The sequence below is a fragment of the Terrabacter sp. FW104-15G4B genome (assembly GCF_058790095.1).
This window is the reverse complement of sequence record NZ_JBYTCI010000007.1, coordinates 52,167-65,101: the sequence shown is the minus strand read 5'-3', so window position 1 is coordinate 65,101 and position 12,935 is coordinate 52,167. Positions and strand designations below refer to the sequence as shown.

General features: G+C 68.8%; 18 protein-coding genes. 8 read left to right on the top strand and 10 right to left on the bottom strand.

Annotated elements, in window-relative coordinates; all coding sequences use genetic code 11:
• The first annotated feature begins 22 nt into the window (after positions 1-22).
• The gene (locus AC3WRT_RS07875) at positions 23-607 is read left to right on the top strand and encodes a carboxymuconolactone decarboxylase family protein (RefSeq protein ID WP_492720919.1); all 585 of its coding nucleotides are present in this window, start codon (positions 23-25) and stop codon (positions 605-607) included.
• A complete protein-coding gene (locus AC3WRT_RS07870) occupies positions 604-1,482 on the top strand; it encodes an RNA polymerase sigma-70 factor (protein WP_492720918.1) in 879 nt (292 codons plus the stop codon). The genes AC3WRT_RS07875 and AC3WRT_RS07870 overlap by 4 nt, the downstream gene beginning before the upstream one ends.
• Positions 1,483-1,512: 30 nt before the next feature.
• Here the strand turns inward: AC3WRT_RS07870 and AC3WRT_RS07865 are convergent, their stop codons facing one another.
• Together AC3WRT_RS07865 and AC3WRT_RS07860 are read right to left on the bottom strand one after the other, a co-directional pair.
• Positions 1,513-2,322, bottom strand: coding sequence for an LLM class flavin-dependent oxidoreductase (locus AC3WRT_RS07865; protein WP_492720917.1), 810 nt, complete (start codon positions 2,320-2,322; stop codon positions 1,513-1,515).
• A gap of 105 nt (positions 2,323-2,427) precedes the next feature.
• Entirely contained in the window at positions 2,428-3,060 is a 633-nt protein-coding gene (locus AC3WRT_RS07860; RefSeq protein WP_492720916.1) for a dihydrofolate reductase family protein, read from the bottom strand.
• A 141-nt stretch (positions 3,061-3,201) separates the two neighbouring features.
• On the opposite strand from AC3WRT_RS07860, the gene AC3WRT_RS07855 reads away from it, so the two are divergent.
• Positions 3,202-3,456, top strand: coding sequence for a Smr/MutS family protein (locus AC3WRT_RS07855; protein WP_492720915.1), 255 nt, complete (start codon positions 3,202-3,204; stop codon positions 3,454-3,456).
• 9 nt (positions 3,457-3,465) lie between these two features.
• Here AC3WRT_RS07855 and AC3WRT_RS07850 read toward each other — a convergent pair whose 3' ends face one another.
• A complete protein-coding gene (locus AC3WRT_RS07850; RefSeq protein WP_492720914.1) occupies positions 3,466-3,888 on the bottom strand; it encodes a VOC family protein in 423 nt (140 codons plus the stop codon).
• A 64-nt stretch (positions 3,889-3,952) separates the two neighbouring features.
• Between AC3WRT_RS07850 and AC3WRT_RS07845 the strand changes: the two genes are divergently transcribed.
• Positions 3,953-4,879: an NAD-dependent epimerase/dehydratase family protein gene (locus tag AC3WRT_RS07845; RefSeq protein ID WP_492720913.1), complete on the top strand. Its 927-nt coding sequence runs from the start codon at positions 3,953-3,955 to the stop codon at positions 4,877-4,879.
• A gap of 32 nt (positions 4,880-4,911) precedes the next feature.
• On the opposite strand, the gene AC3WRT_RS07840 is transcribed toward AC3WRT_RS07845, so the two are convergent.
• From AC3WRT_RS07840 to AC3WRT_RS07830, 3 genes are all read right to left on the bottom strand, one after another.
• The gene (locus AC3WRT_RS07840) at positions 4,912-5,475 is read right to left on the bottom strand and encodes a GNAT family N-acetyltransferase (RefSeq protein ID WP_492720912.1); all 564 of its coding nucleotides are present in this window, start codon (positions 5,473-5,475) and stop codon (positions 4,912-4,914) included.
• A gap of 56 nt (positions 5,476-5,531) precedes the next feature.
• Positions 5,532-6,551 (bottom strand): NAD(+)--rifampin ADP-ribosyltransferase, encoded by a 1,020-nt coding sequence (gene arr, locus AC3WRT_RS07835; RefSeq protein WP_492720911.1) that lies wholly within the window; start codon positions 6,549-6,551, stop codon positions 5,532-5,534.
• A 122-nt stretch (positions 6,552-6,673) separates the two neighbouring features.
• Positions 6,674-7,543 carry an alpha/beta fold hydrolase gene (locus AC3WRT_RS07830; protein ID WP_492720910.1) on the bottom strand — a complete coding sequence of 290 codons (870 nt, stop codon included), beginning with the start codon at positions 7,541-7,543 and terminating at the stop codon, positions 6,674-6,676.
• A 70-nt stretch (positions 7,544-7,613) separates the two neighbouring features.
• Between AC3WRT_RS07830 and AC3WRT_RS07825 the strand changes: the two genes are divergently transcribed.
• Entirely contained in the window at positions 7,614-8,228 is a 615-nt protein-coding gene (locus AC3WRT_RS07825; RefSeq protein WP_492720909.1) for a TetR/AcrR family transcriptional regulator, read from the top strand.
• 7 nt (positions 8,229-8,235) lie between these two features.
• On the opposite strand, the gene AC3WRT_RS07820 is transcribed toward AC3WRT_RS07825, so the two are convergent.
• Positions 8,236-8,799 carry a GNAT family N-acetyltransferase gene (locus AC3WRT_RS07820; RefSeq protein WP_492720908.1) on the bottom strand — a complete coding sequence of 188 codons (564 nt, stop codon included), beginning with the start codon at positions 8,797-8,799 and terminating at the stop codon, positions 8,236-8,238.
• 105 nt (positions 8,800-8,904) lie between these two features.
• Between AC3WRT_RS07820 and AC3WRT_RS07815 the strand changes: the two genes are divergently transcribed.
• Positions 8,905-9,804: an NAD-dependent epimerase/dehydratase family protein gene (locus AC3WRT_RS07815; protein ID WP_492720907.1), complete on the top strand. Its 900-nt coding sequence runs from the start codon at positions 8,905-8,907 to the stop codon at positions 9,802-9,804.
• A gap of 62 nt (positions 9,805-9,866) precedes the next feature.
• Here AC3WRT_RS07815 and AC3WRT_RS07810 read toward each other — a convergent pair whose 3' ends face one another.
• Positions 9,867-10,283 carry an ester cyclase gene (locus AC3WRT_RS07810; protein ID WP_492720906.1) on the bottom strand — a complete coding sequence of 139 codons (417 nt, stop codon included), beginning with the start codon at positions 10,281-10,283 and terminating at the stop codon, positions 9,867-9,869.
• A gap of 209 nt (positions 10,284-10,492) precedes the next feature.
• Positions 10,493-11,116 (bottom strand): class I SAM-dependent methyltransferase, encoded by a 624-nt coding sequence (locus AC3WRT_RS07805; RefSeq protein ID WP_492720905.1) that lies wholly within the window; start codon positions 11,114-11,116, stop codon positions 10,493-10,495.
• Positions 11,117-11,229: 113 nt separating this feature from the next.
• On the opposite strand from AC3WRT_RS07805, the gene AC3WRT_RS07800 reads away from it, so the two are divergent.
• Positions 11,230-11,757, top strand: a complete 528-nt coding sequence (locus tag AC3WRT_RS07800; RefSeq protein ID WP_492720904.1) for a GNAT family N-acetyltransferase — start codon at positions 11,230-11,232, stop codon at positions 11,755-11,757.
• Between the two features lie 57 nt (positions 11,758-11,814).
• Here the strand turns inward: AC3WRT_RS07800 and AC3WRT_RS07795 are convergent, their stop codons facing one another.
• On the bottom strand, positions 11,815-12,207 hold the full coding sequence (locus tag AC3WRT_RS07795) for a nuclear transport factor 2 family protein (protein ID WP_492720903.1): 393 nt from the start codon (positions 12,205-12,207) through the stop codon (positions 11,815-11,817).
• A gap of 212 nt (positions 12,208-12,419) precedes the next feature.
• Between AC3WRT_RS07795 and AC3WRT_RS07790 the strand changes: the two genes are divergently transcribed.
• Positions 12,420-12,830, top strand: coding sequence for a VOC family protein (locus tag AC3WRT_RS07790; protein WP_492720902.1), 411 nt, complete (start codon positions 12,420-12,422; stop codon positions 12,828-12,830).
• The last annotated feature ends 105 nt before the right edge of the window (positions 12,831-12,935 follow it).

Genomic DNA, 12,935 nt, shown 5'->3' with positions numbered 1-12,935 from the left:
GACGCTCCCACCAGGAGGAATGATGACCACCAGGATCCCGCCGAAGGAGATCACGGGTCTGTACGGCGCGATGGTGAAGAGGTTCAGCGCCAAGATGTTCGGTCAGGTGCCCGAGTCGCTGGGCGTGATGTGGCACCACGTCCCAGCGCTCAAGGCCAGCATGGGCTTCGGCCAGAAGCTGCAGAAGTGGGACCAGTGCGACGAGGGCCTGAAGTCGTTCGCCCACATGGCCGTGGCGTCGCTCGTCGGCTGCTCGTGGTGTCTGGACTTCAACTACTTCATGGCCAACAACCATGGACTCGACGTGGACCGGGCCCGCGAGATCCCGCGGTGGCGCGTGTCGGAGGTGTTCACTCCGCTCGAGCGAGAGGTGCTGGAGTATGCCGAGGCGATGAGCCAGACGCCGCCTGTCGTGAGCGACGAGATGGTCGCCAGCCTGGCGGAGCAGCTCGGCGCGGCCGGGCTCATCGAGCTGACGAGCGTGATCGGCTTCGCCAACCTGACCACGCGCTCGAACGTGGCCCTGGGCATCGAGTCGGAGGGCTTCGCCAACGCCTGTGGCCTCAAGCCGATGGCGGAGCGTGCCACCGTACGCTCCACGGCATGAGCCAGGACCCGTTCCTCGTCCACCGCAGCCTGCTCTTCACCGTCGCCTACGAGATGCTCGGCTCGGCCGCCGATGCCGAGGACGTTGTCCAGGAGACGTGGCTGCGGTGGGCGGACCTCGGTGACGACGGGCAGGCCGGCGTGCGGAGCCCGCGGGCCTACCTGCTGCGGATCGTCACGCGGCAGGCGCTCAACCGGCTGCGCACCCTCGCCCGCCGGCGGGAGGAGTACGTCGGTGAGTGGCTGCCGGAGCCGCTGCTGACGAGCCCGGATGTCGCCGACGACGTCGAGCTCGCGGAGAGTGTCTCGATCGCGATGCTGACGGTGCTGGAGACGCTGACTCCGACCGAGCGGGCGGTGTTCGTGCTGCGCGAGGTCTTCGACGTGCCGTACGACGAGATCGCGGAGGCTGTCGGCAAGGGAACGGCAACCGTGCGTCAGGTGGCCCATCGCGCGCGTGAGCACGTGGCGGCTCGGCGGCCTCGGATGCAGGTCGACCGGACGGAGCAGGAGCAGGTGCTCGAGCGGTTCATGGCCGCGGTGACGACCGGCGACGTACAGGGCCTGATGGCGGTGCTCGCCCCTGACGTCGTCCTCGTGGCTGACGGCGGTGGGCTCGCGCAGGCCGTGCGGCGTCCGGTCGAGGGCGCTGACCGGGTGACAGCCTTCCTGTCGGTCTTCCCCCGGGTCGGCGCCGAGGCGCTGATCGGCACCATCTGGCTCAACGGTGCGCCGGCAGCCCGGATCGAGATGCCCAGATTCGGCACCACAGTCGTGAGCGTGGCCGTCGAGCACGGCCGGATCACCCACATCTACGCGATGCGCAACCCCTCCAAGCTGGCACGGCTGGACGAGGAAGCAGAGCTCACCCGCTGATCCGGCAGGCGAACCACGGCAGGGTGCGCGCTACTGGCCGGCCAGTAGCGCCACCATCGGGGCCAGCACCTCCGTGGAGCCGGCGCCGAAGACGAAGTAGGAGCAGCCGATCTCCTCGCGCCGCCGTTGGATCTCCTCGGCGGCGGCCGCCGGGTCACCCGGAAGTACGGCCAGCGAGTCCGCCTCCCGGAGCGCAGCTGGGTCGGTGTCTCGCACGGACGCCATGAACGGGGCGATGTCGTCGCCGATGACGGGGACGTGGAGCGCGAGCTCGACGTCCCGCACGGCGCGGAAGTTCCGTGCGAGACGGGTGATGTCGGCGCGAGTGTCGCCCGGAAGTGCTGCAAAGGTGACTGTGTCGGCGACGTCGACGGCCAGCGCCTGGGCGTTCGGCCCGCGCACGGCCATGACGACCGGCGTATGGACGTCCGGGCCGTCCAGGTGTCGCAGCGTCGCCACGGTCTCGCGGACCTGGGCCAGTCTCTCCCTCGGTGGCTCCACAGGCATCCCCAGCTCCCGAAGCTCGTCCTCGATGCCTGGCCGTCCGGTGCCGATGCCCATCTCGAAGCGACCTTCAGTGAGCAGCGACATCGAGTGCGCCTCCCATGCGGTGCTCCAGGCGGGGCGTAGTGGGGAGGCGTAGACCCAGGTGCCGACGCGCAGGTCCGTCAGGGCCGCGGCCATCGCGAGCGTCGGGGCGGGCGCAGGCTGCCACTGCGGCACGTCGGGCATCAGCAGGGTCGAATATCCGCCGTCGGCGATGCGGCGCACCGTGTCCCGCCAGGTCGGCAGGTCAGTAAGCACCGGGGCAACGACCCCGAAGCGAAACGGTCTGCTCATGTCTGCACTCCTTCACGCAGGCGAAGCGCCCGGCTCGATCGGCCCATCATCCCTACAACGAACGAGGTCGCTCTCCTGCCCAGCGAGCTTGCTGTTGGTCGGCGTTCAGGAGGCCTTGCGTGTGAAGGTGAGGTGGGTGACGCCGGTGGGAGACGAGACCGTCTCGACGTCGTAGGCATCCTCGAGAGCCTCGAGTCCGTCCCACAGTCGGACGCCGCGACCGAGCAGGATCGGGACCTGGACGACATGCATGTGGTCGACGAGCCCAGCGGCCAGGAAGTCGCGTACGACGGTGGGGCCGCCGCCGATGCGGACATCCCGGCCATCGGCTGCCTCGCTGGCGGCCGCGAGGGCTTCTCCCGGGGTGGCCGCGAGGAAGTAGAAGGTGGTGCCACCCTCCATGACCATCGAGGTCCTCGGGTGGTGGGTGAGCACGAAGGTCGGTGAGTGGAACGGCGGGTTCGGGCCCCACCAGCCCGTCCAGTCCGGGTCGTCCTGCCATCCGGGCGGCCCGAACTTGTTGGCCCCCATGATCTCAGCGCCGATGCCGGGCGTGTTCTGCTCCGCGAAGGCGTTGTCGACTCCGGTGGTTCCCTTCGCGTCCCAGTACCGGGTGGCGAACATCCACTGGTGCAGTCGCTGGCCCGCATGGCCGAAGGGTGCCTCCAGAGACTGCGGCTCGCCGGTGGCGAAGCCGTCGAGCGAGATGGCCAGGTTGTGGATCCGTGCGAGTGACATCCGCGCTCCTCGGTCGGTGACTGCCGCTGTGCAGTCGGTTGATGCTAGTTCTCGGGGACCTGCTCGTCCGTCCCTTACGGACGTATGCGGTAGGCGAGTTCCAGGACCCGCGCCACCTCGCCCGCGTGCGAGGATCCGGTGGTGAAGCTCAAGCTCGACCTGCACGACATCTACAACCGCGGGGACGAGATCGAGCGAGCGCTCCGGGCGATCATCGACGAGGCGGTCGAGAAGAAGGCGCCCCTCGTGGAGATCATCCCGGGGAAGGGATCCGGGCAGCTCAAGAAGCGCGTGCTGCGCTTCCTCGACCGCAAGGACATCAAGGCCCTCTACCACCGGGTCGAGAAGGACTCCGACAACTTCGGACGCGTCTTCGTCCACTTCCGGTGGAAGTAGGCAGCCGGCTCATGGCGAAGGCTGCGCGTCGTCCTTGTCGACCCGAGCCCCTTCGTCGGACGTGAGGAGGACGACGTTGCCATCGGGATCATCGACCATGGCGGCGTACGGGCCCGTGGTCTGCGTCGGTGGCATGCGGCTCGGGTGGCCGGCGGCGACGAGGTCAGCCCAACGCTGGTCGACGACGGCGTTCTCGCCGACGTAGAACTCGAGCAGCTGCTGATAGCCCCCGGCTGGACGCGTCCAGGCGCGGTCGTAGGTGGCGGCGAACGACGTCGTCAGCAGCAGACTGACGCCGCTGCCCATCCGGTGGATGACGACAGGGCGATCCGACACTGGATCCGGGACGTCGAGACCGAGGTCTCGATAGAAGGCGATCGACCTCGCCAGGTCGCGGACCTCGAGGATCAGCATGCTGAGCTGTATCTCCATCCGCTCACCTTGCCACCGTGGTCCCAGCGCCCGCGGCCGAGCCGGCGCTGGGTACGTTGCCGACATGCGCATAGTGGTCATCGGCGGTACAGGGCACATCGGCACCTACCTGGTTCCGAGCCTGGTCAGGGCCGGGCACGAGACGCTCGTCATCAGCCGTGGTGCGCGACAGCCGTATCGCGGTGACCCGCTCTGGGGCGATGTCGAGATGGTGACGTGCGACCGGGAGGCCGCCGAGAGCGACGGCGAGTTCGGCACGCTCGTCGCCGGTCTGCGACCCGATGCCGTCGTCGATCTCACGTGCTTCACCACCGCGCAGGCCGAGCAGCTCGTCGAGGCACTCGACGGTCAGCACCTGGTCCACACCGGAAGCGTCTGGTCCTACGGCCCCAGCACTCTCGTCCCCACCACGGAGGACGCGCCGAAGCACCCGTACGGCGAGTACGGCGTCGCCAAGCTCGCCATCGAGGAGTACCTCATGTCCCAGGACCGGGTGCGCGCCAGCGTCGTGCATCCCGGCCACATCAGCGGCCCCGGATGGATGCCCATCGGCCCGGCCGGCAACGTCGACCCCGTCGTCATCGAGTCCCTGCGCACCGACGGCTCGTGCACGCTGCCCGACCGCGGACTGGAGACCGTCCACCATGTCCATGCCGAGGACGTGGCCGGTCTCCACCAGGCCTGCCTCGAGCAGCCGGAGGCCGCGGCGGGAGAGAGCTTCAACAGTGTCTGCACGCAGGCGCTGACGCTCCGCGGCTACGCCGAGCTCATCGCCCGCCACTTCGGCCACGAGCCGAAGCTGGACTTCATGCCGTGGGCGGAGTTCGCGAAGACGCTCGATCCGGAGCAGGTGGAGGTGACGCTGGACCACATCGGTCGCTCCCCGATGTTCTCCATGGACAAGGCCCGCACCCTGCTGGGCTTCGTGCCGAAGCACGGCGTCGCCGACACCGTGCTTGAGGCCATCGACGCCTGGGTGGCGTCGCAGTAGCCGAGACCACGTCGGACCAGGTCGGACCACCGTCACGGCACGGTGCGGCGCATGACGCAGTTGAACTGTCCCTTGCTCCGGATGTGCTCGAAGCCGGCCCGCTCGAAGAGGGTCCGGGTGCCGCTGTAGAGGACGGCCTCCCGCTTGCCGCCCTTGTCGTGCGGGTAGCCCTCGACGATGCCGCCGCCTGCCGTCGCGATGAGATGGAGGGCGCCCTGCAGGGCGAGGTCCGACAGGTGCTGCCGCCGGTGGCGCTTGTCGACGAAGATGCACGTCACCCGGTAGTCGGGCAGGACGTCGGCCTCCTCCTCGTACTGCTTGCGGTGACGGATGTTGGGCAGCTCAGCGGGTGACCCGAACTGCGCCCAGGCCACCGCTTCTTCGCCGTCGAAGACGAGCGCCGCGTGCGCCCGGTCCTCGTGGATGAGGCGTTTCTTGAGCGCGCAGTTGGCGTCGTAGGTGCGCTCCTTGTCAGCGCTCATCGTGTGGAACCACGTGCACCAGCACCCGCCGAAGACGCCACCGTGCCGTTCCATCATCGCCGCGTACGCGTCCCAGGTGTCCGGCCCCAGCGCCCTGACCTCGTAGTCCGTCATCTGTCTCCCTGATCGGTCCCGTCGTCGCCGCGATGCGCATCATCGTCGCGACGCGGCTAGTCGTCCATGGCCTCGATCCCGAGCTCGGCGAGCTCCCCCATTCGCTCGCGGATGTGCGCCACCAAATCCTGCGGCGGGGGCTCCCAGCCCACGACCTCCTCGACGACACGCAGCGGCTCCCTCGTGCGGTAGGACCGGGTCGGGTTGCCGGGGAAGCGCTTGTCGGTGACGTTCGGGTCGTCCTCGATGGTGCCGACCGGCTCGACTCGGTAGACCCGCGGCGGCCCGTCGCCGCGGGCGAGCTCGGCGGCCAGCGGTGCGCCTTCGCGGCTGGCCGTGATGTAGATGTGGTTCGACTGACGGCCCGAGCCGTAGTTGGAGCGCCACCCCGGGGTCAGGAGATCACCGACGCCCACGTCGGCCCGGGTCCCGTGGAAGAACGGGCCGGGGTCGTCGACGATGCGGGGCGTGGGCGGCGGGTCCCGGAGCAGGCTGTCGAGCCGCGTCATGAGGGCCGCGACCCGGGTGCGCCCCTGCGGTGCCCGCGGATAGCGCGACAGCACGTCGAGGACGACGGGCGTCGCCCGTTTGGCGGCGGCGGTGACGACATACTCCGCGACCACCGGGTCATCGCCCCGGGCGAGCTCGGCGGCCCGGGCGGCGTGGGCGGCCGACCCGAGGATGTGACGGACCTGCGTCGCCTTGGCCAACGGATGGAGGTATGCCGCGGCGGCCGCATCGCCCGCAGCGGTCGCTGCGTGCCGGGCCGGCTCGGTCGACGCCTCCTTCGCGGCGCGGTGGGCGTCGGTGGCGGCTGTCCGTTGGAGGCGCGAGCGGGGCGCGCCCTCGACGAAGGTTCGCGCGGCCTCGAGCGCCGCCGCCGGGCGCGGGTCGTTGGGCTGCGCCCTCTCGAAAAGGAGGAGGGCAGGCTCGGCGCACGACACGGCATACGCAGTGATGGAGCGGAGCTCGTCCATCGTCAGCACGAAGTCACCGGGGCGTGTCGGCACGTCCCCGAGTATGGCCCGGGGGTGGCCGCTCGGCTGGTCCGAGCGGTCGGCGAGTGTGTCGGCCACGGCGCCACGGTGTTGCCCACCGGCGGGGCAATGAACAACCCCCCGTCCTGTCGAGAGGACAGGGTGGCGCGTTCACGACTCGAGCGAGTATGCCGGTGTGCCGCGTCGTGCGGCCTCGATCCCTAGGGCAGCTGGTCCCAGAACCGGCGGATCTGCAGGGCGAGGGCCTCCGGCTGCTCCAACGGAATCAAGGTGCGTGCGCCCTCGATCGTCACCGCCTCGGCCTCGGGCGCGAGCGAGGCTGCCTCCACTGCATCCTGAGGGCTGAGGTCGCCGCCGTCGTCGGAGGCGACGAAGAGGCTCGGGACGGTGAGGTCGGCGAGCTCCGCGGTGACGTCGACGCGGTTGAGGATGAACGACCGGACCGCCAGGGCCATGCTGCGGCCGGTGGGACGGGCCAGCGAGTCCACGACGACCCGGCGCACGGGCTCACGATCCGCGGCGGCGTCGGTGAGCATCGCGCTGACGACGGCTGAACGCACAGGCCCCACTGGGCCGGCCGCCCGAAGGATCGGCAGGAGGAGGTTGATCTGCCTGCGGAGCGACGCCGGAAGCGGTTGGGTCGGCGAGCTGACCGCCACCAGGCTGCGGAGCAGCCCTGGCCGCGCAGCGAGCTTGAACCCGACGTGCCCTCCGAACGCGTTGCCGACCCAGTCGACCGGGCCGTGGGCGTCGATCCCGTCGACCTCGGCGAGACCGGCGAGCAGGTCGGTGGCTGCCTCAGCGGCGCCATTGATGTCGCTGACCTCGCGCAGTGCCTGGCTGAGCCCCAACCCGGGAGGGTCGACGAGCACGTACCGGCGGCCCGATGGGAGCAACGCCACCATCGGGTCGAACGTGTGGCTGTCGACGAACATCGACGGCCACAGGACGGTCGTCGTGCCGTCCCCGATGACGCGCACGTGAAGCCGGCCCAGACGCGTCGGGACGAGGACGGCGCTCTCGGCCGGCGGCCCGTCGCTGCTCTCTCTGGGGAGTTGTCGGTGGTCCATGAATGCTCCTCTTGTCATGAAATTGATGTGAGTACGACTCACACGAATAATTGACGTTAGCATGACTAGCATGAAAGAGGAGGCGATGCGGTCCTATCGGATGACCGCTCGGGCGGAGGCCGCCGAGCGAACCGGTGAGCGGATCATCGACGCGATGCTGAGGCGATTTGCCGACGTCCCGTACGACCGCATCCGGCTCGACGACGTCGCTGCGGCCGCCGACGTCGCCGTGCAGACCGTGATTCGGCGGTTCGGCACCAAGCACGGCCTGCTCGCCGCCACCGTCGAGCGCGAGCTCGTCCGGCTCGCCGCCGAACGCGCGGCCGCCCCGGGGGGGACCCCGGAGGCGACGCTGCACTCGCTCGTGCGCTACTACGAGGCCCACGGCCCGCTCATCCTCAAGCTCTACGCCGAGGCAGGTCAGGCGCCCGGTGTGCCGGAGCTCGCTGCCCGCGCACGCAGCTATCACGTGACCTGGTGCCGTGAGGCGTTCGCCGACCGTCTGGGATCCATCGAGGACCCGGTGACCCGGGAGCGACGGCTGGCCCAGGTCGTCGCCGTGTGCGACGCCACGACGTGGCGGATTCTCCGGTTCGACGGCAATCTCTCGCCGGATCAGACGGAGCAGGCGCTCCTCGAGATGCTGCTGCCGTTGCTGCCGATTCGGGGCGAGGTGCCTGGGTGACCGCGGCTCAGGGCACCGTGCGGCGCATGACGCAGTTGCCCTGACCCTTGCTACGGACGTAGTCGAAGCCGGCCCGCTCGAAGAGAGCCCGGGTCCCGTCGTAGAGGACGGACTTCTTCTTGCCCGCGTTGTCGTGCGGGTAGCCCTCGACGATGCCGCCGCCGGCCGCCGCCACGAGGGCGAGAACGCCCTGTAGGGCGAGCTCTGACAGGTGCTTCCGGCGGTAGCGCTTGTCGACGAAGATGCACGTGACCCGGTAGTCAGGGAGCAGGTCGAGCTCCCCCTCGTACTGCTTGCGGTGGTAGATGTTGGGCAACTCAGCGGGTGACCCGAACTGGGCCCACGCCACCGCCTCGTCGCCGTCGAAGACGAGCGCCGCGTGCGCCCGGTCCTCGTGGACGAGGCGCTTCTTGAGCGCGCAGTTGGCGTCGTAGGTGCGCTCCTTCTCGGCGCTCATGGTGTGGAAGTAGGTGCACCAGCAGCCACCGAAGACGCCGTTGTGCCGCTGCATCATCGCCGCGTACGCGTCCCAGGTGTCCGGCGCCAGCGCCCTGACCTCGTAGTCCGTCAACGGTCCCTCCTCAGCCGGGCCGACGCATCGTCGCGTCGTCTGGCCCAGCATGCCTGCCAAGGCGGACAGTGCAGGGGCGGACAGCACGGGTGATTGGATCGACGTATGCGCATCTTCTTCACGGGCGGCAGCGGCAAGGCGGGCAAGCACGTCGCGACGTTCCTTGCCGAGCAGGGTCACCAGGTCACCAACGCCGACCTCCTCCCGCTGCGGGACCCGGCCGTCGCCGACCTCAAGGTCGACCTCACGGACGCAGGCGAGACGTACTCCGCCCTGGCGGGGCTGGCGCGGTTCGAGGAGCTGGAGCTCGCGGCCAAGCCGGCATACGACGCCGTCGTGCACTTCGCCGCAGTGCCGGCGATCCTGCTCATGTCGGACGCCAAGACGTACGCGACGAACGTGCTCAGCACGTACAACGTGCTCGAGGCCGCGACGCGGCTCGGCGTTCGCAAGATCATCTTCGCGTCGTCGGAGACGACCTACGGCGTCTGCTTCGCGCAGGGCGAGCGGCGACCGCTGTACCTGCCGGTGGACGAGGAGCACCCGACGGTCCCGGAGGACTCCTACGCGATGTCCAAGGTGGCCAACGAGGTGACCGCCCGGTCGTTCCAGGCCCGCACCGGCGCCGACATCTACGGCCTGCGGATCAACAACGTGATCGAGCCGCACGAGTACGACGAGATGTTCCCGCCCTTCCTGCAGGACCCGGCGCTGCGGCGGCGCAACGTCTTCGCCTACATCGACACTCGCGACCTGGGCCAGATGGTGCAGCGCTGCCTCGAGGTCGACGGGCTGGGCTACGAGGTCTTCAACGTCGCCAACGCCGACATGTCGGTCGCGGCGACGACCGACGAGGTGCGCGAGCGCTTCTACGACGGGGTGGAGCTACGGCGCCCGATGGGCCGCAACGAGACCTTCTACTCCATCGACAAGGCCCGCGACCTGCTCGGCTACTCACCGCAGCACTCGTGGCGCGACGTGCTGCCGGACCCTCACTCGGCGTGAAGGCTCGGATCTCATTGTGCGAGAGCGGTTCTGAACCTCCGGCGTGAGGGCCGGGCATGCTGTCAGCCCGTCTGGGGGACGAGCTGGTTGCGCAGGGTCGCGGAGTCCGATTCGAGCCAGCCCTCGGCGGCCTTGCCGTTCTCCATGCGGAAGATCTCGATCCAGGTGGTCGTGACCACGCGTCCTGAGGGGGGCAACCCCATGAAGTCGCCGCGATGGGTGCCCCGGTCCGTGCCGCGGACCACGACGCGGTCACCGTCGACCAGCACGTCCTCGAGTGTCGTGCGTAGGTCTGGGAAGGCCGCCCGGTAGTCGGTGACCGCCCCGCCGTACTCGCGGGGCCCGACGATCCGCACGCCGAGGGTGTTGTGGCTGACGAACTCTGGCGCCAGGAACGCCTCGGTCTCGCTGACGTTCCCCTTGTTCCAGACCTCGTCGAAGAAGCGGCGTACAGCCGCCCTCGACTCTTCCTCCGACATTTCGCCTCCTCTTGCTCGCGAGGGCCGCGGAGCGCGGACGCTCTTCCTGCCAGTAGACGCTCACCGCCCATGGTCAGCAAGGGTTTGAACGCCGTGACTGCCTCAGTCAGCGGGTAGCGGTGCGCGTACCAGGTCGAGTCAGGACTGGGGGCGTCGAGAGGCTGCTCGAGCACGGAACCTCGTATCCCACTCAGCGACCTCCGCTGGGCTCATGGACCCTTGGTGGCCGTGCACAGAAACACGCCGAACTCGCGGTTCCCCTTGAGGATGGTCGTGGCGTCGATGAATCTGACCTCGGCGAATCCGGCGTCTGCCAGCTGCTCGGCGAGACGTTGCCTGTTGAATCCGTGATGCCCGTCGAAGTCGACCTTGTCGGCATGGAAGGCGCCGTCGCGGTCCTCGTCGAGGTCCGCAATGGCCAGTCGACCACCGTTGACCAGGAGCTCCGCCACGGACCGCAGCAGCCCATCCAGGTCCTGAACGTGATGCAACGCCATGGAGCTCCACATCACGTCGTAGGCGCCATCGTGCGGGTCGGTGGTGAGGTCCAACTGGAGAGCGCGCAGTCGGTCACTGAGCCCGGCCGCCTCGATCCGCTCCCGGGCCACCTGCACCATTCCTGCGGAGGGATCGGTGACGACAACGGAGCCGACCCGGTCGGCGAGCAAGATGCTGAGCCGGCCAGTGCCAGCACCCACGTCGAGTGCACGCATCCGAGGGGTGAGGGTAACGGCCTCCTCGATGGCCTGGGCCACCGCCACCTGCCGCTCCTCATGACCGGCGTCGTCGTCCCACGACGCTGCTGCGTCATCGAAACCCTTGTGTTCGTGCATGTGCTCGACCCTAGCCCCGGCGCGCTGCCGGCCGGCCGATACCGTCCACCGGGCGGCTCCATGCTGCTACGTTCGCCGCGCTGATCATCGCTGGACCAGGTTGGAGGGTGATTGTGGCTGAGGTGGAGCTGCGGCCGGTTGAGGACTTCGACCTCGATGCATTGTTCGAACAGATGCGGGATCCCGAGTCGGTCCGGGTGGCCGCTTTCACGGTCGAGAATCCCGACGACCGCGCCGCATTCGATGCACATATGGCAAAGGTCCTGGCGGCACCTGAGTCGACCAACCGTGCGGTCACGGTCGATGGACGGCTCGTTGGCAGCATCGCCAGCTTCGTCGTTGCGGGCGATACAGAGGTCACATACTGGATCGACAGGTCCTTCTGGCGGCAGGGCATCGCCGGCCGAGCGCTCGCGCTGCTTCTGGAATCGGTTCGCGTGCGGCCCGTGTTCGCCCGCGCCGCGAGTGACAATGTGGGATCGCTCAAGGTGCTGCAGAGGGCGGGATTCGTCATCGTCGGCACGGAGATCTCGTTCGCCAATGGGCGCAATGCTGAGATCGAGGAAACGATCCTGCGCCTCGACGAGCCCGCGAAGACCGCACCATCCGATGCGTCGAGCGGACAGGGGCCGACGTACTGATCTCGGCTGTCCGGTACCGGGCACACGCGCGTCAAGCGGCGAAGCGACAGGCTGTGGCTAAGTGCCGGACGGCGGCAGCACGGCAATGTGGGCTGCAAGGATTCGCCACCCTGCCTCGCCGTCGTGCGTCCACGTCCGCGTGTAGCGGAGCCGGGCCGACAGGGGTTCCCCGCCGAACGTGCCGGCGACGGTCGCCGTGACGAACGTGACGCCGGTAGTGCCCGCCAAGAGGACCTCCACGTCCTCTTCGACGAGCTCAGTGATGACCGAGAAGCCCGAGCAGTAGCCGGCCAGGTCGTCGCTCTTGGTGTGCCGCGCCCCATCAGGTCCGATGGCAACGAGGCGGTCGTCGAGCAACACGTCCAACGCTGCGACGTCGCCGGCACGCTGAGCGGCTTGGAGCGCCCGTTCTGCGACGAGCAGACCTGCCTGGGATCGGGTCGTGGTCACGCGAGAGATTCTCCCTCATCAAGCGCCTCATCACGTCGTGCGCCCGGCCGCGGGCGGTGTGACGCACCCTGACGTTGGCGACTGAAGAGGCTTGACGGCACCCACGTCCGTCGCTGCCTGGAGAGTCGGGTTGGCCATTCATCCGCTGTCCCGATGCGACGCTGCGGACTGTCTCAACCCGGGATCATCTGATCTGGTGGCAATATCGCCGGATGCTGCGACTCACCGATTTCATCATCGACTGCCCCGACACGATGGAGCTGGCAGCGTTCTACGCAGAGGTGACTGGTCGCCCGGTCAAGGGCGGCAGCTCCGGCCACTGGGCCGGTATCCAGTTTGGTGAGATCGAGCTGGCCTTCATCCGGGTGGAGAACTACCGCCCTCCACGGTGGCCCGACGGCGAGCACCCCAAGCAGTTCCATCTCGACTTCGAAGTTGATGACATCGAGGCCGAACAGAGCCGTGTCCTGACCCTCGGCGCGGCCCTGCAGCTGAACTCCATCGGCCCCGACGGCCACGGCTGGCGCGTCTACACCGACCCCGTCGGCCACCCCTTCTGCCTCTGCCGCAACAAGGATGTCACCTGGAACGACCAGGGCCCCATCTGGCCCAAGAGCGAGTAGGGCGTGTAACGGGAGTGAGTCGGAACCATGCGTTGATCGCGTCGGACAGACGCCCAGTCAAGCGCCCTCGCCACGATCATGGCGTGTTGAGGGTCCTCGTCCCGA

What these genes read in the sequence shown, in the direction of transcription:
- AC3WRT_RS07875 (WP_492720919.1), top strand. Translation starts at nt 23, where the DNA reads ATGACCACCAGGATCCCGCCGAAGGAGATCACGGGTCTGTACGGCGCG.
- AC3WRT_RS07870 (WP_492720918.1), top strand. Translation starts at nt 604, where the DNA reads ATGAGCCAGGACCCGTTCCTCGTCCACCGCAGCCTGCTCTTCACCGTC.
- AC3WRT_RS07865 (WP_492720917.1), bottom strand. Translation starts at nt 2,322, where the DNA reads ATGAGCAGACCGTTTCGCTTCGGGGTCGTTGCCCCGGTGCTTACTGAC.
- AC3WRT_RS07860 (WP_492720916.1), bottom strand. Translation starts at nt 3,060, where the DNA reads ATGTCACTCGCACGGATCCACAACCTGGCCATCTCGCTCGACGGCTTC.
- AC3WRT_RS07850 (WP_492720914.1), bottom strand. Translation starts at nt 3,888, where the DNA reads ATGGAGATACAGCTCAGCATGCTGATCCTCGAGGTCCGCGACCTGGCG.
- AC3WRT_RS07845 (WP_492720913.1), top strand. Translation starts at nt 3,953, where the DNA reads ATGCGCATAGTGGTCATCGGCGGTACAGGGCACATCGGCACCTACCTG.
- AC3WRT_RS07840 (WP_492720912.1), bottom strand. Translation starts at nt 5,475, where the DNA reads ATGACGGACTACGAGGTCAGGGCGCTGGGGCCGGACACCTGGGACGCG.
- AC3WRT_RS07830 (WP_492720910.1), bottom strand. Translation starts at nt 7,543, where the DNA reads ATGGACCACCGACAACTCCCCAGAGAGAGCAGCGACGGGCCGCCGGCC.
- AC3WRT_RS07825 (WP_492720909.1), top strand. Translation starts at nt 7,614, where the DNA reads ATGAAAGAGGAGGCGATGCGGTCCTATCGGATGACCGCTCGGGCGGAG.
- AC3WRT_RS07815 (WP_492720907.1), top strand. Translation starts at nt 8,905, where the DNA reads ATGCGCATCTTCTTCACGGGCGGCAGCGGCAAGGCGGGCAAGCACGTC.
- AC3WRT_RS07810 (WP_492720906.1), bottom strand. Translation starts at nt 10,283, where the DNA reads ATGTCGGAGGAAGAGTCGAGGGCGGCTGTACGCCGCTTCTTCGACGAG.
- AC3WRT_RS07805 (WP_492720905.1), bottom strand. Translation starts at nt 11,116, where the DNA reads ATGCACGAACACAAGGGTTTCGATGACGCAGCAGCGTCGTGGGACGAC.
- AC3WRT_RS07790 (WP_492720902.1), top strand. Translation starts at nt 12,420, where the DNA reads ATGCTGCGACTCACCGATTTCATCATCGACTGCCCCGACACGATGGAG.